The sequence below is a fragment of the Stenotrophomonas sp. STEN063 genome, assembly GCF_056854515.1.
In genome coordinates, this window is record NZ_JBXFWF010000046.1 from 20,220 (window position 1) to 39,245 (window position 19,026).

A 19,026-nucleotide genomic window follows, 5' to 3' on the forward strand; every position below is an offset into this window, starting at 1 on the left:
ATACTGTGACTTGAACACCCCCACCCCACGCAGTCTCACCCTGATCGGCGCCGGCCTGGCCGGTTCCCTGCTCGCCATCCTGCTGTCGCGGCAGGGCTGGAAGATCACCATCTACGAACGGCGCGGTGATCCGCGCATCGCCGACTACGAGTCCGGTCGCTCGATAAATCTCGCACTGGCCGAACGCGGCCGCAATGCCTTGCGCCAGGCCGGCGTCGAAGACGAAGTGATGGCCAAGGCGGTGATGATGCGCGGGCGCATGGTGCACCCGCGCGAAGGCGCGGCCGACCTGCAGCGCTACGGCCGCGATGACAGCGAAGTGATCTGGTCGGTGCACCGCAAGGACCTCAACACCACCTTGCTGCAGCTGGCCGAAGAAGCCGGTGCAACCGTGCATTTCCATCGTCGCCTGCATACCGTGGACTTTGATGCAGGCTATGCACGCTTCATCGATGACCGCGACGACCAGCCACACGACATCCACTTCAACACGCCGTTGATCGGTGCCGATGGCGCTGGCTCGGCGCTGCGTGCAGCGATGAATCGCAAGCTGCCCTTGGGCGAGCGCATCGAGTTCCTCGATCACTCCTACAAGGAACTGGAGATCCCGCCAGCAGCCGATGGCGGCTTCCAGATCGAAGCCAACGCCCTGCACATCTGGCCGCGCGGCAACTACATGTGCATCGCCCTGCCCAACGATGAAGGCACCTTCACCGTCACCTTGTTCCTGCCCAATGAGGGCGAGCCCAGTTTCGCAACGGTGCGCAATGGTGCGGAAGCAGAAGCACTGTTCCAGCGCGACTTCGCTGATGCGCTGCCGTTGATACCGGACCTGCGCGCCGACTGGGAACAGCATCCACCCGGCCTGCTCGGCACGCTGTACCTGGAACGCTGGCATCAGCGCGGCAAGGCCGTGCTGATCGGCGACGCTGCGCATGCGATGGTGCCGTTCCACGGCCAGGGCATGAACTGCGCGTTCGAAGACTGCGTGGTGCTGGCACGCTGCCTGGCCGAGTATCCCGGCACCGAAGAAGCCTTCGCCGCTTTTGAAGCCGAGCGCAAACCCAATGCCGCCGCCATCCAGCAGATGGCCCTGGACAATTATCTGGAGATGCGCGACCGCGTCGCCGACCCGAGCTACCTGCTGCAGCGCGAGCTGGAGCAGGCGCTGCAGGCGCGCTGGCCCACCCGTTTCGTGCCGCATTACACGATGGTCACCTTCCTGCACACGCCGTATGCAGTCGCGCTTGAACGCACCCGCCTGCAGCAGACCATCCTGGCCGACGCCACCGCCGGCCATGACTCGCTGGAAAACATCGACTGGGCCGGGTTGGAGCAGGTAATCCACGACCGCCTGCCGGTACTGGAAGGAGCGCACTGATGGCCGAGAGCTTCCTGTTCTATGACCTGGAAACCTTCGGCCAGGACCCGCGTCGCACCCGCATCGCCCAGTTCGCGGCAGTGCGCACCGATGCCAACCTGAAAGTCATCGACGAACCAGTCAGTTTCTACGTCAAGCCGGCCGACGACCTGCTGCCCTCGCCGGTCGCTACCTTGATCACCGGCATTACCCCGCAGCATGCGTTGGCCGAAGGTGTCAGCGAGGCCGAGGCCTTCGCCCGCATCAACGAGTTGATGAGCAAGCCACAGACCTGCACGCTGGGTTACAACACCTTGCGCTTCGATGACGAGTTTGTGCGCTACGGCCTGTTCCGCAATTTCCATGATCCCTATGAGCGCGAGTGGCGCAGCGGCAATTCGCGCTGGGACCTGCTCGACATGCTGCGGTTGGTGCACGCGCTGCGCCCGGACGGCATCAACTGGCCCAAGCGTGAAGACGGCGCCACCTCGTTCAAGCTCGAGCATCTTGCGCTGGCCAATGACGTGCGCGAAGGCGACGCCCACGAAGCACTGTCCGACGTCTACGCCACTATCGGCATGGCCCGGCGCTTCCGTGAGGCACAGCCACGCATGTGGGATTACGCACTGCGCCTGCGCGACAAACGCTATGTCGGCAGCCTGCTCGACGTGGTGGCGATGGAGCCGGTACTGCACATCTCGATGCGCTACCCGGCCAGCCGCCTATGCGCCGCACCGGTGCTGCCATTGGCACGTCATCCGCATATCAACAATCGGGTCATCGTGTTCGATCTGGAAGGTGATATCGAACCGTTGCTCGAGCTGTCGGTGGAGGAGATCACCGCGCGCCTGTATACCCGCGCGGCCGACCTGCCCGAAGGCCAGCAGCGCATTCCGCTGAAAGAGGTCCATCTCAACAAAGTACCGGCGCTGGTTGCCTGGAACCATCTGCGCGATGCCGACTTCGAGCGTCTGGCCATCGATCCTGCGGTGATTGAAGCCAAGGCCGCGAAACTGCGCGCACTCGCCCCGCAGCTGGCCGAGAAGGCCCGCCAGGTGTTCGCGCGTGAGCGCGTAAATGACGGTCCGATCGACGCCGATGCCTCGTTGTATGACGGCTTCCTGGCCGAAGGTGACAAGGGCCTGCTCAGCAAGGCGCGCACTGCACCGCCGGAAGCATTGGCCGAGCTGGAACAGCGCTTCCGCGATCCGCGCCTGCCCGAGCTGCTGTTCCGCTACCGCGCCCGCAACCACCCGCAAACCCTGGACGACACCGCGCGCTCACGCTGGGATGCGTATCGTCAGCACCGCTTTTCCACCCCGGGCATGGCCGAGCAGACCTTGCCCGAGTACATCGCGCAGATCGCCGAGTTGCGCGAGCAACACAAGGACAACCCGAACTCACTGGCCTTGCTGGATGCCTTGGACCAGTGGCGCCATACCCTGCAGGACACACCATGACCCAGTATTTCAGCGATGCCAGCTTCAAGTTCCTGCGCGGGCTGGCCCGCCACAACGACAAGACCTGGTTTGCCGAGCACAAGCAGCAGTACGAAGATCATGTACGCCAGCCCTTCCTGCGCTTGATCACCGACCTGCAGCCAGACCTGAGCGAAGTCAGCACGCACTTCCAGGCCGATCCGCGCACTGTTGGTGGCTCGCTGTTCCGCATCTACCGTGACTCGCGCTTCTCTCACGACAAGGCGCCGTACAAGACCTGGCAGGGGGCTCGCCTGTTCCACGAACGTCGCAAGCAGGTACCGGCGCCGTCGTATTACATCCACCTGGCACCGGGCGAGAGCTTTGTTGGTGCTGGCATCTGGCACCCCGAGCCGGACGTACAGCGCCGCCTGCGCCAGTTCATCCTCGACAACCCCGGCAGCTGGAAGGCCGCCGCGCATGCGCCAGCCACGCGCAAGCGCTACGAGTTCGAGAGCAGCGAAAAGCTGGTGCGGCCGCCGCGCGGCTTCCCGGCCGATTTCGAGTTCATCGACGACCTCAAGCACCGCAACTGGGTGCTGTGGCGTTCGCTGGACGACGAGGTGATGACCGGCCCGCGCCTGCGCCAGACCCTGGCCAAGGACCTGGCCGCACTCGGCCCGTTCGTCGACTACCTGTGCGCCGCGCTGGACCTGGAATTCTGATTGGCGCGGGCTTCACGCAAACCAACCTGGTTTGCGGCACGCTTGGCGGCAACCTTCGACAGGAAGCCGCCATGACCAGCATCCACCTGCAAGTCTGGATCGATGCCCCGCTGGCCACCGTCTACAGCGGCCTGGCCAGCGCCGAGGGACTGAGCCGCTGGTGGATACCGCACCAGCAATCGGTCATCGACGGCGACACCGTGATCAGCCACAACCCCGGTTCCGGCCATGGCGTGGTCGCGCTGAAGCTGCTGGAGATCATCCCCGGGCGCTGCATCCGCTGGGAAGTGATCAGCCGCCACCCGCCACAAAGCCCGGCCTCGGCCTGGACCGGTACCGAAATCCGCTTCGATCTGTCACGCCGGGCCAGCCCAGGCGCCTGGCGCGGGCTGCCGCACGAAGGCGAGCCAATGACCGTGCTCGAATTCCATCACCTGGGCTGGAACGGCGACAGCGAGTACCTGGGCTTCTGCAGCCAGGCGTGGGCCGAAACCCTGGTGATGCTGCGCCGTTGGGCCGAAGCCAGCATCCCCGCACATCCCTGATCCCGAGGACAGCAACGCAATGAAGAAGTGGATACTCGCCACCGTCATCGCCATCGCAGTGCTGCTGGCCGCCTACGTGATCGGCGGCCCCTATCTGGCGATCCGCGGCATCAGCCAGGCCATCGAACAGCGTGACACCGGCAAGCTGGCGCGACACGTCGACTTCGGCGCGGTGCGGGTCAACATCAAGGCGCAGATCAACGATTACATCGTGCGCCGCGCCGGCAGCGACATGCAGTCGAGTCTGTTCGGCCAGGTCGCGCTGGGCGTGGCCGGCAACCTCACCGGCGCAGGTGTCGACACCTTCGTCACCCCGCTGGGCATTGCCGCCCTGCTGCAGGGCGACAGCCTGTGGAAGCGGGCCATCGGCGATACCGTCGGCGGCGATACCTGGGCACCGCCCTCGCCGGCCAAGCCGCTGGCCAATACCACCGGCCACTACGAGTCCCTGTCGCGCTACACCGCCACGACCCACCTGGAAGACGGGCGCGAAGTCGTGTTCGTACTCAGTCGCCAGGGGCTGCGCTGGCGACTGACCAATATCCTGTTGCCACTGGGACAGGCGCCGGGCTGACCGGCGCCATCTCCATCAGGCAATCCTGCGCGGCTGCTCCTCGATCACGCTGTCGGCGAGGAAAGCCTCCAGCGAATCATCCATCGCCTGCATCCACGGGGTGTGATGCAGCGGCGCCAACGTGCCGGTCAGCACGGAGCGGTAGCTGTAATTGCGATAACCGAGGATGTCGTCCTTCTTGTCGTGCTTCCACTGTTTGAACAGCGTGGCCACGGCCTCGACGTTAAAGTCCGGGTAGTCGGTGGCATCAAGCAGATCCCGCACGTATTCGGTCTGGAAATCGATGTCCTGCTCGGCCGATGTCGTCGCCTCCTCACGCGCCAGCCAGGCGTCGCTGTCTGCACGCATTGCATCGCTCGCCGGCAGCGTGATCCTGCCAAGGATGACATCGCGCGCATACCAGGCCTGCGCATCGAACATGTTGAAGGTGTAGTACTGGTCCTGCATGCCCAGATAGATCAGCCTGGGGTTGTCGATCCAGAACACGCCCTTGTACAGATCACCGGGATACAAGCGATTGCGCGTGCGCAGGGTCAGTGCATCGGGCAGGAACGGAAAATGGTGCTGGTAGCCGGTACACAGCACGATCGCATCCACGTCCTTGCTGCTGCCATCGATGAAGTGCGCGGTGTTGCCTTCAACACGCTGCAGCAGGGGTTTTTCTTCAAAGGCAGCCGGCCAGTCGTACCCGGTTGCCGCGCTGCGATAGCTGAAGGTCACCGACTTGGCGCCGTACTTGTAGCACTGCGTGCCGATATCCTCGGCCGAATAACTGCTCCCCACCAGCAGCAGATCCTTGTCTGCGAATTCGCAGGCGTCACGGAAATCATGCGCGTGCAACACGCGGCCGGGAAAACGATCCACGCCCTCGAAGAATGGCGCATTCGGGGTGGAGAAATGGCCGGTAGCAACAATGACCCGGTCGAACTCCTCGGTCAGCAGCTCATCCTTCTTCAGGTCGCGGACGGTGACGGTGAAACGCTCGGTCTCCTCCGAGTAATCGACCCATTGCACCGCCATGTTGAAGCGGATCTGATCACGCACGCCGCTCTTTTCGATACGGCCCATGATGTAGTCGCGCAGCACGGCACGTGGTGGATAGGAGGCGATCGGGCGGCCAAAATGCTCTTCGAAACTGTAGTCGGCAAACTCCAGCGCTTCCTTCGGGCCATTCGACCAGAGGTAGCGGTACATGCTGCCATGCACGGGTTCGCCATAAGCATCCAGCCCGGTACGCCATGTGTAGTTCCACATCCCACCGAGATCCGATTGCTTTTCAAAGCAGACGATCTCTGGCACTTCAGCCCCACCTCGACGGGCGGATTCAAAGGCACGAAGTTGCGCCAGGCCGCTCGGGCCGGCTCCAAGAATGGCGATACGCATGGTCATTCGGGTTGTTTCTCCTGTGTAGCTGCCATCGCGTAAACGCGACGGCACTGCGCAAGGGCGCGTTATGCGCCGTGCAGGAGAGACAATGCGTCCAGTCCCGCGCGGCGCGCGAAACACCCGGCCGCCACGCAAGGCAGCGCGAAAGGGAATGGCAGGTACATGACGCTACCGGTCGGGGAACAGGCCCCGCCCCTGGATCACCGGGTGGGTGCAGTGCGGGAGGGATCTGCTGCATTCGTGCAGATCAGGACGCGGCAGGATTACCGCTGGCTCAGCTTGGAACCCGCGAAAGCGGCTTCATCCTAGCATGTGGGGAATGTAGGGCTGCAACGCCATGCAAACGCCGGTTTGTGGGATCGGCGTAAGCCGCGAAGCTGACCAGGCAGGAATCGCTGAGATCACTGCGATTGCATCGTGTCTGCTGCCGGACAGTTTGCTTGCTTCGCGGCTTACGCCGCTCCCACAACAGACGGCAGCTTTAGTCCGGATTGGCCACACCATGCGGCACGTGGCCAGCAGCAACGTGCTGACGTGCACTATCGATATTGTGCTGGGAATCGTCGAAGAAGATGTCGGCACCGAAGGCTTCCAGGAACGGGCCCTTGTGGCGGCCGCCGAGGAACAAGGCTTCATCCAGACGCACGCCCCACTCACGCAGGGTGCGGATCACACGCTCATGCGCAGGTGCCGAACGTGCGGTTACCAGCGCGGTGCGGATTGGCGCGGCTTCGCCGGCCGGGAACGCCGCCTGCAAGGCATGCAGTGCGGACAGGAAGTTACGGAACGGGCCACCGCTGAGCGGCTCATGCGCGCGTTCGCGCTCATGGCGCCCGAATGCCTCCACGCCCTGCTCGCGCGAGATGCGCTCGCTTTCATCACCAAAGATCACCGCGTCACCATCGAAGGCGATGCGCAGCTGGGTCTTGGAACGGCCGGTATCGGTTGCCGCGGCCGAAGCAGCAGCTACCTCCTGCGCGCTCTGCGGCAGAATCGTCGCTGCAGCGATGCCGTTGACCAGCGCACGACGCACCGAATCCGGGTTGGCCGACAGGAACAGATCGGTGCCGAACGGCTTGACGTAAGGCCAGGTTGGCTCACCGGCGGTGAAGGTGGCACGTACGATATCCAGCTTGTAGTGCTGGATGGAGTTGAAGATGCGCAGGCCGGTATCGGCAGAATTGCGCGACAGCAGGATCACCTCCACGCGCGGCGTCTCCACCGGTGCACCATCATTGAGTGCCAACAACTTGCGCACCACCGGGAAGGCAACGCCAGGCTTGAGCACATCATCCTCGTGTGCCCGCTGGTAGGCGGCATAGGCCTCCAGACCTTCGCGTTCGAACAGGGCGTGGCCTTCTTCGAGATCGAACAGTGCGCGCGAAGTAACCGCAACGGTGAGAAGCCGGGGAGTGTTGTCACCCATGGACGATGAACCCAATACGATCAAGGAACGGGACCCAGTCTACCCGGAAGCGGCGCGCTTCCCCCAATCCCGAATCCCGCCAGCCCCGATCCCCGCCCTCAGACCATGAACTGCTCGCTCAGGATGCGCTCTTCGAGGTTGTGCTCGGGGTCGAACAGCAGGGTCACCTGGCGCTCGCGCGATTCACGGATGGTCACTTCCACTACATCGCGGGTTTCATGCGAATCGGCGGTGACGCTGACCGGGCGCTTGTAGGGATCGAGCACGCGGAAGCGTACTTCGGTCTCGGCCTTGAGGATGGCGCCACGCCAGCGTCGCGGGCGATACGGCGCCAAGGGGGTCAAGGCGATGGTGTTCGAACCCAGCGGCAGGATCGGGCCATGTGCCGAGTAGTTGTAGGCAGTACTGCCAGCGGGCGTGGAGACCAGTACGCCGTCGCAGATCAGCTCTTCCACCCGTTGCTGGCCATTGAGGTCGATGCCGATATGCGCGGCCTGGCGGGTTTGCCGCAGCAGCGATACGTCGTTGTAGGCCAAGGAACCGGTGGTGGTGCCGGATTCGGTCTGGGCGATCATCTCCAACGGCCGCAGGTAGGCGGGTTCGGCCAGAGCCAGGCGCTCGATAAGGTCATCTTCGCGATGATGGTTCATCAGGAAGCCGACCGTGCCCAGCTTCATGCCGAACACCGGCTTGCCCTTGCCGCCATGGCGATGCAGGGTCTGCAGCATGAAGCCGTCGCCACCCAGCGGGCAGATCACGTCCGCGTCTTCCGGGTTGTGATCGCCATAGCGGGCAGCCAGGCTGGCACGGGCCTGCTGTGCGGCCTCGACAGTGCTGGCGAGAAATGCGATTCGTGGGGACACGTGCGCGTCTTCGGTTCGGCTTGGAGGGCGAGGATAACCTGCTGGTGTGCTGACTGGTGCTTTCACTTGCTTGGAAACTGAAGGCCAACGGCAAGAGCTTGCCCTCACCCCAACCCCTCTCCCGCAGGCGGGAGAGGGGCTCAAAGCGCCGCGAGCGCACGCATTGCCGGCAACTGCAGCTTTAGCCCCTCTCCCGCCTGCGGGAGAGGGGTTGGGGTGAGGGCAAGCTCTTGATTTTTCCAAAAGAAAACGGGCCCAAAGGGCCCGTTCTCCAAAACAAAAACCTACCGACTTAAGCGCCGTGCGCCGCCAACTGACCCAAACGCTGCACCGCCACCGACACGGTCGGGTAATCCAGCGTCTTCTGCTCGGCCAGCTCGGCCAGCATCGCCAGGGTGAAGCGCAGGCCACTGTCATCGCGGCCCAACCACGCAGCCACCTTGGCCTCGGCGGTCGCGCCCTTCATCGACAGCACCTGGCCTGCCAGCGTGCGCTGATGTGCAGCCAGCTCGTCGCGCAGTACGCCACGGGCAACCGCATGCCAACGACCGTTGACCTCCAGCGCGTCGATCTGCTCGAACAGCCACGGCATCTGCAGCGCTTCGCCCAGGCGGAAGTGGACCTTGGACACGTCCACCGGCTTGAGCTTGCGCGGACGCGCCAGTTCGATGATGTCGAACGCCGGCTCCAGGAACTGCAGTTCGGACAGCTGCTGTGCCAGTGCCGCCGGCAAGCCCTTTTCCTTCCATGCCACAACGCTAGCCTCATAGGCCGGGCGCTGCGAATCCGGCAGTACGCCCGAGGCGACACGGATGTCGTTGAACGGGCCCTGGTAGCGGTCCACCGCGGCGGTGATGCCCGGCATCGCGCCCGGACGGGTCAGCAGCCAACGCACGAACGAACGCTGCAGCTTCCAGATCACTTCCAGTGCGTCCACCTGCACCGCTTCCGGCAAGGTGCCGTCGAGCGCGTCGATCTGCGTCCACAGTGCACGTGCGTCCAGCGTTTCACGGCTGATGGTGTACGCCTTGGCGACCTCGGCAACGGTGCGGCCGGTGTCTTCCTGCATGCGCATCAGGAAAGTGGCGCCCATGCGGTTGATGGTCTGGTTGGTCACGGCCGTGGCGATGATTTCGCGCTTCAGGCGGTGACGTTCCATCGCGTCGGCGTACTTCTTCTGCAGCGGCTGCGGGAAATAACGCAGCAGCTCCTTGGACAGGTACGGATCTTCCGGGATGTCCGATTCCAGCAGCTGCTGGAAGGCGACGATCTTGGAATACGACAGCAGCACCGCCAGTTCCGGACGGGTCAAGCCCTGGCCACGCAGCTTGCGTGCCGACAGCTCGGCGTCGGACGGCAGGAACTCGATCTGGCGATCCAGCAAGCCCTGCTTCTCCAGCGTACGGATGAAGTGCTGCTTGGAACCCAGACGCTTGCTGCTCATCCGCTCCATCAGGCTCAGTGCCTGGTTCTGGCGGTAGTTGTCCATCAGCACCAGCTCGCCCACCTCGTCGGTCATCGAGGCCAGCAGCTTGTTGCGCTGGTCCACGGTGAGCTTCTTGGCGCGCACCACGTCGTTGAGCAGGATCTTGATGTTGACTTCGTGGTCGGAGGTATCCACACCGGCCGAGTTGTCGATGAAGTCGGTGTTGAGCAGCACGCCAACCTGCGCGGCCTCGATGCGGCCAAGCTGGGTCATGCCCAGGTTGCCGCCCTCGCCCACGATCTTGCAGCGCAGCTCGCCACCGTTGACGCGTAGGCCGTTGTTGGCGCGATCGCCGACATCGGCATTGGTCTCGGTCGCCGACTTGACGTAGGTGCCGATGCCGCCGTTCCACAGCAGGTCAACCGGCGCCTTCAGCGCGGCATTGATCAGGTCGGTCGGGTTCATCGCCTTGATGCTGGCGTCGATGCCCAGTGCTTCACGCACTTCCGGGGTGATCTCGATCGACTTGAGCGAGCGCGGGTAGATGCCGCCGCCCTTGCTGATCAGCTTGCTGTCGTAGTCCGCCCAGCTCGAGCGCGGCACCTTGAACATGCGCGCGCGTTCCTTGAACGAGCTGGCAGCCACCGGGTTCGGATCGAGGAAGATGTGGCGGTGGTCGAAGGCGCAGACCAGGCGGATGTGCTCGGACAGCAGCATGCCGTTGCCGAACACGTCGCCGGACATGTCGCCGACGCCGACCACGGTGAAGTCCTGCTTCTGGCAGTCACGGCCCAGTGCACGGAAGTGGCGCTTGACCGACTCCCACGCGCCGCGTGCGGTGATGCCCATGCCCTTGTGGTCGTAACCAACCGAGCCACCGGAAGCGAACGCGTCGTCCAGCCAGAAACCGTGCGCACGGGCGATGCCGTTGGCGGTGTCGGAGAACGTGGCGGTGCCCTTGTCGGCAGCAACAACCAGGTACGGATCGTCCATGTCATGACGTACCACGCCCTGCGGCGGCACGATCTTGTTGTTGACGATGTTGTCGGTGATGTCGAGCAGGCCATTGATGAAGCGCTTGTAGCAGGCCACGCCCTCGGCGAACCAGGCGTCACGGTCGACCGACGGATCCGGCAGCTGCTTGGCGAAGAAACCGCCCTTGGAGCCAACCGGCACGATCACGGTGTTCTTCACCATCTGTGCCTTGACCAGACCCAGCACCTCGGTGCGGAAGTCTTCGCGACGGTCCGACCAGCGCAGGCCGCCACGGGCAACCGGGCCGAAGCGCAGATGGGTACCTTCCACACGCGGGCCGCACACGAAGATCTCGCGGTACGGGCGCGGCTTGGGCAGGTCCGGCACCTTGGCGGCGTCGAACTTGAAGCTGATGTAGTCAGCCGGGCCACCATCGGCGCGCACGCCGTCCTTGCGGACCATGTAATAGCTGGTACGCAGGGTCGCTTCGATCACGCCGATGAAGCTGCGCAGGATGCGGTCTTCGTCCAGGCTGGACACGCCGTCGAGCAGCTTGATCAGCACTTCGTGGACCAGCGCCATGCGTGCGGCACGGTCGCTCTTGCGCGCCTTGACCACGCCGTCCAGCAGCTTGAGGGTGGCAGCGTCATCAGCGGCCAGTTGCTTGAACTGGGCCAGCTGCGCGTCGAGCACCGCCTTGTCGGCCGCCGGTGTCGGCTCGAAGCGGGCTTCGAACAGCTCAACGATCAGGCGCGCCAGCAGCGGGTAACGATTGAAAGTGCCTTCCACGTAGGCCTGCGAGAACGGCACGCCGATCTGCAGCAGGTACTTGCAGTAGCCACGCAGCATCGACACCTGGCGCCAATCCAGACCGGCACCCAGCACCAGACGGTTGAAACCGTCGTTCTCGGCATCGCCGTGCCAGACGCGGGCGAAGGCATCGCTGAAGGAGGCATTGGCGCTGGCCGGGTCGATCGCACCGATGGTGGATTCGACTTCGAAGTCCTGCACGTAGACCGGCGCTTCATCGACCATCAGCTTGTACGGGCGCTCGGCGATCACGCGCAGGCCCATGTTCTCCATCATCGGCAGCACGTCGGACAGCGGAATGTCTTCCAGCTGGCGGTACAGCTTCAGGCGCAGGCCATCGACCTCGTCACGACGGATTGCCTGCAGGCTCAGGCGCAGATCGTCCGGACCGGTCAATGCATCCAGCTGGGCCACGTCGGCCGCGGCGATTTCAGCGCTGGAGTCCTCGATGTAACCAGCCGGCAGTGCCTTGCCGATACGCGAGGCAATGCGCAGGCCTTCGCCTTCGCCGTGGCTGGCGACCAGCGCTTCGCGCAGATCGTCCTGCCAGTTGCGCAGCACGTGGGCCAGGCGCTTCTCCATGCCTTCCACGTCCAGCTCCAGGCTCTGCCCGGCCTTGGGACGCACGATCAGGTGCACCTGGGCCAGCGGCGAGTCGCCCAGCACCACGCTGGAGTCGACGTATTCGCCCTGCAGGGCATCCTTGAGCATGCTTTCAACGCGCAGGCGCACATCGGTGTTGAAGCGCTCGCGCGGCAGGAACACCAGCGCCGAGATGAAGCGGCTGAACTTGTCGCGGCGCAGGAACAGGCGGCTGCGCACGCGCTCCTGCAGGCCGAGCACGCCCATGGCGGTGCGGAACAGTTCGTCCTCGCTGGACTGGAACAGTTCTTCGCGCGGCAGCGACTCCAGGATGTGGCGCAGTGCCTTGCCGCTGTGGCTGGACAGGCTCAGGCCCGACCGTGCCATCACGTTTTCATAGCGCTGGCGCACCAGCGGGATTTCCCACGGGCGGCGGTTGTAGGCGCTGGAGGTGAACAGGCCGAGGAAGCGCTGCTCGCCGATGATCTTGCCCTTGGCGTCGAATTCCAGCACGCCGATGTAGTCCATGTAGCCGCCGCGGTGGATATGCGAACGGGCATTGGTCTTGGTCAGGATCAGTGCATCGTGCAGGCTGCTGGTGGCGTTCAGGCCTTCGGCGGCCAGGCCCTTGACCGGGCGCGCGACCATCGTGTCCTTGCCACGCATCAGGCCCAGGCCGGTGCCGTTCTGGGCGACCAGCACTTCTTCCTTGCCCTTCTTCTCCACCTTGTATTCGCGGTAGCCGAAGAAGGTGAAATGGTTGTCGGCAGCCCAGCGCAGGAATTCCTGTGCCTCGGCGCGCGAGGCCTTGCTCACCGGCAACGGACGCTTGCCCAGGTCATCGGCCAGCGCCATCGCCTTGTCGGTCATCGGCTGCCAGTCATTGACAATGGCGCGCACGTCTTCCAGCGCGCCACTGACGCGCTTGGCAACGGCATCCAGTGCATCGGCCGGCTGGCGATCGATCTCCAGCAGCATCACCGATTCCAGCTTGCCCTCACCCACGCCGGTCAGCTTGCCGGCCTTGTCGCGGCCGATGCTGATCACCGGATGGCCCAGCACGTGCACGCCAATGCCCTGCTCGGCCAGCGCCAGCGTCACTGTGTCCACCAGGAACGGCATGTCGTCGTTGACGATCTGCAGCACGGTATGTGCCGATTCCCAACCGTCAGCCTTCAGCGTCGGGTTGAACACGCGCACGTTGGCCTTGCCCGGCTTGCGGGTGCGGGCGAACTCCAGCATGCCCGCAGCCAGCACCGCCCAATCATCGGCCGAGTGCAGCGTGAACTCATCGGCTTCCATGCGCTTGTAGAACGCCGTAGCAAAAGCCACTGCCTGCGCCTGTGCGGCCGCAGCGGGATAACGCTTCCGCAAGGCTGCAAATACCGGTTCTAGCGAGAGGCCAGCTTCCGCGATGTTCTGCTTCACAGCTGGTTTGGATTTCGTCTTTGCGGACTTGGCAGCACTGTTTTGCGATTTCATGGCAGAGCTTTGGGTGTTGCTCGTTTGGAGAAACCGCGATTGTATCGCTGGTAACAAAAAGAACCTTGCTGCAGGGCCGCATTATCTGCATCGCAATTTTCCGGAGAGCGGTAGCAATGGCCATGGTTTTACTGATACACGATCCGGAAACGATGTCCGCCACCTGAATCTCATTCGCTCACCGGGCACAGTGAAAGACGAATTACGTTGCGGCGTTTCTGAACTGGACGGTATAGTCCACCGCTTATGCAAACCCCCTCTGCCCCCTCCGCGCCAACCGACGCGCGTGACCAGCGCGTGCTCGAAGCAGTGCGTGAGCTATTGTCCCAACAAGGCATACACCTGAGTATGGATTCGATAGCGGCGGCGGCGGGTTGTTCCAAGCAGACGCTCTACAGCCGCTACGGCTGCAAACGCGAGCTGCTGCGGCAGGCCATGCAGCTGCATGTGTCCACCGCGACGGCGGCGTTATCCGTATGTGAAGACAAGCCACTGCACGAGACCGTGCTGGACTTTGCCATCGGCTACCTCGAGCATCGCAACAAGCCCAATGTCCGTCGCACCGCGCAGCTGATCGGTGCCAGCGTGCATGAGTTCCGCGACGAAGCGCAGTTCATGTACCAGGGAAGCAACGAAGCCCTCCGCAACCATGTCGCTGAATGGATGCAAACCGAGATGCAGCGCGGTCGCCTCAAGCATGACGACCCGCAGTTCATGGCCGAGCTGTTGATCAGCATGATCGCAGGCCAGGATTTTGAACGACAGCGCTTTCACACCCCCTACCGCGATGATCCACAAGAGCGTCGCCGCTGGGCCGAATTTGCCACCGACGGCTTCCTGCGTGCCTTTGCCTGCACGCACCACGCCGCCGCAGCTCCAAATAAAAACAACACCCGGAGTTTCTCCTGATGACCGCCCCACTCCGTCTCCTCGCTCTCACCTGTGCAGCGACACTGAGCCTTGCCGCCTGTAAGAAACCGCAGGAGCAAGCCGCACCGCCCCCGCAGGACGTTGGCGTAGTCGACGCCAAACCGCAGACCCTGCCGCTGCAGCGCGAACTGGTGGGGCGCCTGTCGCCGTTCCGTTCCGCCGACGTCCGCGCCCGCGTGGCCGGCGTGCTGCAGAAGCGCGTCTATGAAGAAGGCAGCGCGGTCAAGGAAGGCCAGGTGCTGTTCCTGATCGACCCGGCACCACTGCAGGCCGCATTGGCATCCGCCGAAGGTGCACTGGCCTCTGCCCGCGCCACGTATGCCAACGCGCGCGCCACCGCCACCCGTGCCCGTTCGCTGGCGCCGCAGAGTTATGTGTCCAAGTCCGACCTGGACAGTGCCGAGGCCGCTGAGCGCTCAGCCGCCGCCGCCGTGCAGCAGGCCGAAGCCGCGGTCACCACCGCCCGCATCAACCTCGGCTATGCCCGCGTCAGCGCACCGATCGCCGGCCAGGCCGGCAAGCAGCAGGTCACCGAAGGTGCGCTGGTCGGCCAGGGCGATGTGACCCTGCTGACCACCGTCGACCAGATCGACCCGCTGTACGTGAACTTCTCGATGACCGCCGACGAGCTGAGCCTGCTGCGCGCTGCCCAGGACAAGGGCGCGGTGGCACTGGCTGGCGACGGCAAGACCACCGTGCAGGTCAACCTGCCCGACGGCAGCGCCTACGCGCACGAAGGTTCCCTGGACTTCTCCTCGACCACGGTTGATCCGGCCACCGGCACCGTGTCGCTGCGTGCGCAGCTGCCCAACCCGGACCACATCCTGCTGCCGGGCTCGTTCGTCAGCTTCAAGGCCAACCTGGGCGAGCGCCACAACGCCTTCCTGGTGCCGCAGCAGGCAGTACAGCGCGATACCCAGGGCGGCTACGTGCTGATCGTCGGCAAGGACGGCAAGGTCGTGCGCAAGAACGTCACCCTGGACAACCAGCAGGGCGGCAACTGGCTGGTCTCCTCCGGCCTGGCCGCTGGTGACCAGGTCATTGTTTCGGGCATACAGAAGGTCAAGGAAGGCGCACCGGCCACAGCCAAGCCCTGGCAGCCCGATGCCGCCAAGCCCGCCGCTGGCGCGCCTGCGGCCGCCCCGGCGAAGAAGGAATAACGGGACTCCGTCATGCCTAAATTTTTCATCGAGCATCCCGTCTTCGCCTGGGTGGTGGCGATCCTGATCTCGCTTGGCGGCGTGATCTCGATCCTCAACCTGGGTATCGAGTCCTACCCGAGCGTGGCGCCACCGCAGGTGACCGTCACCGCCAACTATCCGGGCGCCAGCGCGTCCACCGCGGAAAAGTCGGTCACCCAGGTGATCGAGCAGCAGCTGACCGGCATCGACAACCTGATGTACTTCAGCTCGTCGTCGTCCTCCACCGGCCGCGTCACCATCACCCTGACCTTCGACAGCGGCACCGATGCCGACATCGCCCAGGTGCAGGTGCAGAACAAGGTGTCGCTGGCGACGCCGCGCCTGCCCTCGGAAGTGACCAAACAGGGCGTGGTGGTGGCCAAGGCAAACGCCGGCTTCCTGATGGCCATCGGCGTGCGTTCGGATGACGGCACCGTCGACCGCGATGCCTTGAACGACATCGTTGGCGCGCGCGTGCTGGAACAGGTTTCGCGTGTGCCCGGCGTCGGCAGCACCCAGCAGTTCGGTTCCGAATACGCCATGCGCGTATGGCTCAACCCGGAAAAGCTGCAGGGTTACCACCTGTCGGCAACCGACGTGTACAACGCCATCGGCACGCAGAACCTGCAGTTCGCTGCCGGCTCGGTGGGCGGCGACCCGGCCCCCAACGGCCAGGCCTTCACCGCCACCGTGGCTGCCGAAGGCCGCTACAGCTCGCCGGAAGAGTTCGAGAACACCATCCTGCGGGCCAACAACGACGGCAGCGTGGTCAAGCTGAAGGATGTCGCCACGGTTTCCTTTGGCGCCTCCAACTACGGCTTCGACACCAAGTACAACGGCAAGCCGGTGGCGGTGTTCGCCATCCAGTTGCTGCCCGGTGCCAATGCGCTGGATGTGTCCGAGGCCGTGCGCTCGAAGATGGATGAGTTGGCCCCGAGCTTCCCGCCCGGCGTGAGCTGGTTCACCCCGTACGACAGCACCACCTTCGTCACCATCTCGATCGAGGAAGTGGTCCATACCCTGGTCGAGGCCATCATCCTGGTGTTCCTGGTGATGCTGGTGTTCCTGCAGAACTTCCGCGCCACCATCATCCCCACCCTGGTCATCCCGGTGGCCCTGCTCGGCACCTTCATGGGCATGCTGGCGATCGGCTTCACCATCAACCAGCTGACCTTGTTCGCGATGGTGCTGGCGATCGGCATCGTGGTCGATGACGCCATCGTCGTCATCGAAAACGTCGAACGCATCATGACCGAGGAAAAACTCGATCCGAAGCCGGCGACGCAGAAAGCCATGGGCCAGATCACCGGCGCGGTGGTGGCCATCACCGTGGTGCTTGCGGCGGTGTTCATCCCGTCTGCACTGCAGCCGGGCGCCTCGGGTGAGATCTACAAGCAGTTCGCACTGACCATCGCCATGGCGATGGCGTTCTCCGCCCTGCTGGCGCTGACCTTCACCCCGGCGCTGTGTGCGGCCTTCCTCAAGCCGACCCACAACGACAACCCGAACTGGGTCTACCGCACCTTCAACAAGTACTACGGCAAGCTGGAAAAGAGCTACGTCGGCACCGTCGGTGGCGTCATCAAGCACGCCCCGCGCTGGCTGATGGTGTTTGCCCTTCTGCTGGTACTGTGCGGCTTCCTGTTCACCCGCCTGCCGGGCAGCTTCCTGCCGGAAGAAGACCAGGGCTATGCGCTGGCCATCGTGCAGTTGCCGCCGGGTGCCACCAAGACCCGTACCAGCGCCGTGTTCGATCAGCTGCTGGGCACCTTGCAGGACGAGGAAGCCTTTGAAGGCCTGATGCAGATCACCGGCTTCAGCTTCATCGGTGCCGGCGAGAACGTGGGTATGGCCTTCGTCCGCCTCAAGGACTGGAGCGAGCGCAAGGAAACCGCGCCCGAGTTCATCCAGAAAATGAACCAGAAGGCCTACGGCATCAAGGATGCGCAGATCTTCTTCGTCAACCTGCCAACCGTGCAGGGCCTGGGTCAGTTCGGCGGCTTCGACATGTGGCTGCAGGACCGTACCGGCGCAGGCCAGGATGCCTTGATGGATGCGCGCAATACCTTGTTGGGAGCCGCCAGCCAGGACAAGTCGCTGGTCGGCGTACGCCCCAACACCCTGGAGAACGCGCCGCAGCTGCAGTTGAAGGTTGACCGCGTGCAGGCCCAGGCCATGGGCGTATCGGTCAATGACGTGTATACCGCCATCCAGATGATGCTGGCGCCGGTCTACGTCAACGACTTCTTCTACGGCGGCCGCATCAAGCGCGTCAACATGCAGGCCGACGCGGCCTACCGCACCGGCCCGGAATCGCTGAACAGCTATTTCGTCCCGAGCTCGCTGAGCAAGGATGCAACCGGCCAGCCGGCGATGATCCCGCTCAGCGCGGTGGTCAAGTCCGAGTGGATCTATGCACCGCCGGCACTGAACCGCTACAACGGCTACTCGGCAGTCAACATCGTCGGTGCGCCGGCGCCGGGCGGCAGTTCCGGCCAGGCCATGGGCACGATGGAGCGACTGGTGCATGACGACCTACCGGTGGGCTTCGGCTTCGACTGGTCGGGCATGTCCTATCAGGAAATCCTCGCCGGTAACGCCGCAACGCTACTGATGGTGTTGTCGATCGTGGTGGTATTCCTGTGCCTTGCCGCGCTGTATGAAAGCTGGTCGATCCCGGTCTCGGTGCTGCTGGTGGTGCCGATCGGCATCCTCGGTGCGGTGGTGTTCTCGCTGCTGCGCGGCCTGCCGAACGATCTGTACTTCAAGATCGGCATGGTGACGGTGATTGGCCTGGCGGCGAAAAACGCGATTCTTATCGTCGAGTTCGCGGTGGAGCAGCGTGCTGCCGGCAAGACCTTGCGCGAAGCCACCATCGAAGCGGCGCACCTGCGTTTCCGCCCGATCCTGATGACCTCGTTCGCCTTCATCCTCGGTGTGCTGCCGATGGCGATCTCCACCGGTGCCGGCGCAAACGCCCGTCACTCGCTGGGTACTGGCGTCATCGGTGGCATGTTGTTCGCCACCGTGATCGGCGTGTTGCTGATCCCGCTGTTCTTCGTGAGCGTGCGGCGCATGCTAGGTGACAAGCTGGACGAACAGTCCAAGGAGTACATCGCGCAGCACAAGGTACACGCGATCCAGAAGGACCGCTGATAGAAAAGCCCCGGCACTGCCGGGGCTTTTTTTGGGGGCCCTGTAGTGGGGGGGGGGGGGGGGGGGGGGGGGGGGGGGGGGGGGGGCCGGGGGGCCGGGGGGGGGGGGGCGCGGGGGGGGGGGGGGGGGGCGGGGGGGGCGGGGGGGGCGGGGGGGGGGGGGGGGGGGGGGGGGGGGGGGGGCCGGG

General features: G+C 64.2%; 11 protein-coding genes and 1 pseudogene. 8 read left to right on the forward strand and 4 right to left on the reverse strand.

Features of this window, described 5'->3' with window-relative positions:
• Positions 1–10 precede the first annotated feature (10 nt).
• From AC1VWL_RS12930 to AC1VWL_RS12950, 5 genes are all read left to right on the forward strand, one after another.
• Positions 11–1,381, forward strand: a complete 1,371-nt coding sequence (locus tag AC1VWL_RS12930) for an FAD-dependent oxidoreductase (RefSeq protein ID WP_481534581.1) — start codon at positions 11–13, stop codon at positions 1,379–1,381.
• Positions 1,381–2,820 (forward strand): exodeoxyribonuclease I, encoded by a 1,440-nt coding sequence (sbcB, locus tag AC1VWL_RS12935; RefSeq protein WP_482986957.1) that lies wholly within the window; start codon positions 1,381–1,383, stop codon positions 2,818–2,820. The genes AC1VWL_RS12930 and sbcB overlap by 1 nt, the downstream gene beginning before the upstream one ends.
• A complete protein-coding gene (locus tag AC1VWL_RS12940; protein ID WP_282266112.1) occupies positions 2,817–3,503 on the forward strand; it encodes a DUF2461 domain-containing protein in 687 nt (228 codons plus the stop codon). The genes sbcB and AC1VWL_RS12940 overlap by 4 nt, the downstream gene beginning before the upstream one ends.
• A gap of 71 nt (positions 3,504–3,574) precedes the next feature.
• Entirely contained in the window at positions 3,575–4,048 is a 474-nt protein-coding gene (locus AC1VWL_RS12945; RefSeq protein ID WP_482986958.1) for an SRPBCC family protein, read from the forward strand.
• Between the two features lie 19 nt (positions 4,049–4,067).
• Positions 4,068–4,622 (forward strand): DUF2939 domain-containing protein, encoded by a 555-nt coding sequence (locus AC1VWL_RS12950; RefSeq protein ID WP_296246145.1) that lies wholly within the window; start codon positions 4,068–4,070, stop codon positions 4,620–4,622.
• 15 nt (positions 4,623–4,637) lie between these two features.
• On the opposite strand, the gene AC1VWL_RS12955 is transcribed toward AC1VWL_RS12950, so the two are convergent.
• The 4 genes from AC1VWL_RS12955 to AC1VWL_RS12970 form a co-directional block, all read right to left on the reverse strand.
• The gene (locus AC1VWL_RS12955; protein ID WP_482986959.1) at positions 4,638–6,011 is read right to left on the reverse strand and encodes an NAD(P)-binding domain-containing protein; all 1,374 of its coding nucleotides are present in this window, start codon (positions 6,009–6,011) and stop codon (positions 4,638–4,640) included.
• A 478-nt stretch (positions 6,012–6,489) separates the two neighbouring features.
• A complete protein-coding gene (locus AC1VWL_RS12960; protein ID WP_062166142.1) occupies positions 6,490–7,434 on the reverse strand; it encodes a 5'-nucleotidase in 945 nt (314 codons plus the stop codon).
• A 98-nt stretch (positions 7,435–7,532) separates the two neighbouring features.
• Positions 7,533–8,297, reverse strand: a complete 765-nt coding sequence (locus AC1VWL_RS12965; protein ID WP_482986960.1) for an NAD kinase — start codon at positions 8,295–8,297, stop codon at positions 7,533–7,535.
• A gap of 292 nt (positions 8,298–8,589) precedes the next feature.
• Positions 8,590–13,572, reverse strand: coding sequence for an NAD-glutamate dehydrogenase (locus tag AC1VWL_RS12970; RefSeq protein WP_482986961.1), 4,983 nt, complete (start codon positions 13,570–13,572; stop codon positions 8,590–8,592).
• Between the two features lie 297 nt (positions 13,573–13,869).
• Between AC1VWL_RS12970 and AC1VWL_RS12975 the strand changes: the two genes are divergently transcribed.
• From AC1VWL_RS12975 to AC1VWL_RS12985, 3 genes and pseudogenes are all read left to right on the forward strand, one after another.
• Complete coding sequence (locus tag AC1VWL_RS12975; protein ID WP_296246155.1) at positions 13,870–14,481, forward strand: TetR/AcrR family transcriptional regulator; 612 nt, start codon at positions 13,870–13,872, stop codon at positions 14,479–14,481.
• Positions 14,481–15,650, forward strand: a pseudogene (locus AC1VWL_RS12980) (efflux RND transporter periplasmic adaptor subunit); the annotation flags it as partial. The gene AC1VWL_RS12975 and the pseudogene AC1VWL_RS12980, both read left to right, overlap by 1 nt.
• 24 nt (positions 15,651–15,674) lie before the next feature.
• Positions 15,675–18,839 carry a multidrug efflux RND transporter permease subunit gene (locus tag AC1VWL_RS12985; protein WP_482986962.1) on the forward strand — a complete coding sequence of 1,055 codons (3,165 nt, stop codon included), beginning with the start codon at positions 15,675–15,677 and terminating at the stop codon, positions 18,837–18,839.
• The last annotated feature ends 187 nt before the right edge of the window (positions 18,840–19,026 follow it).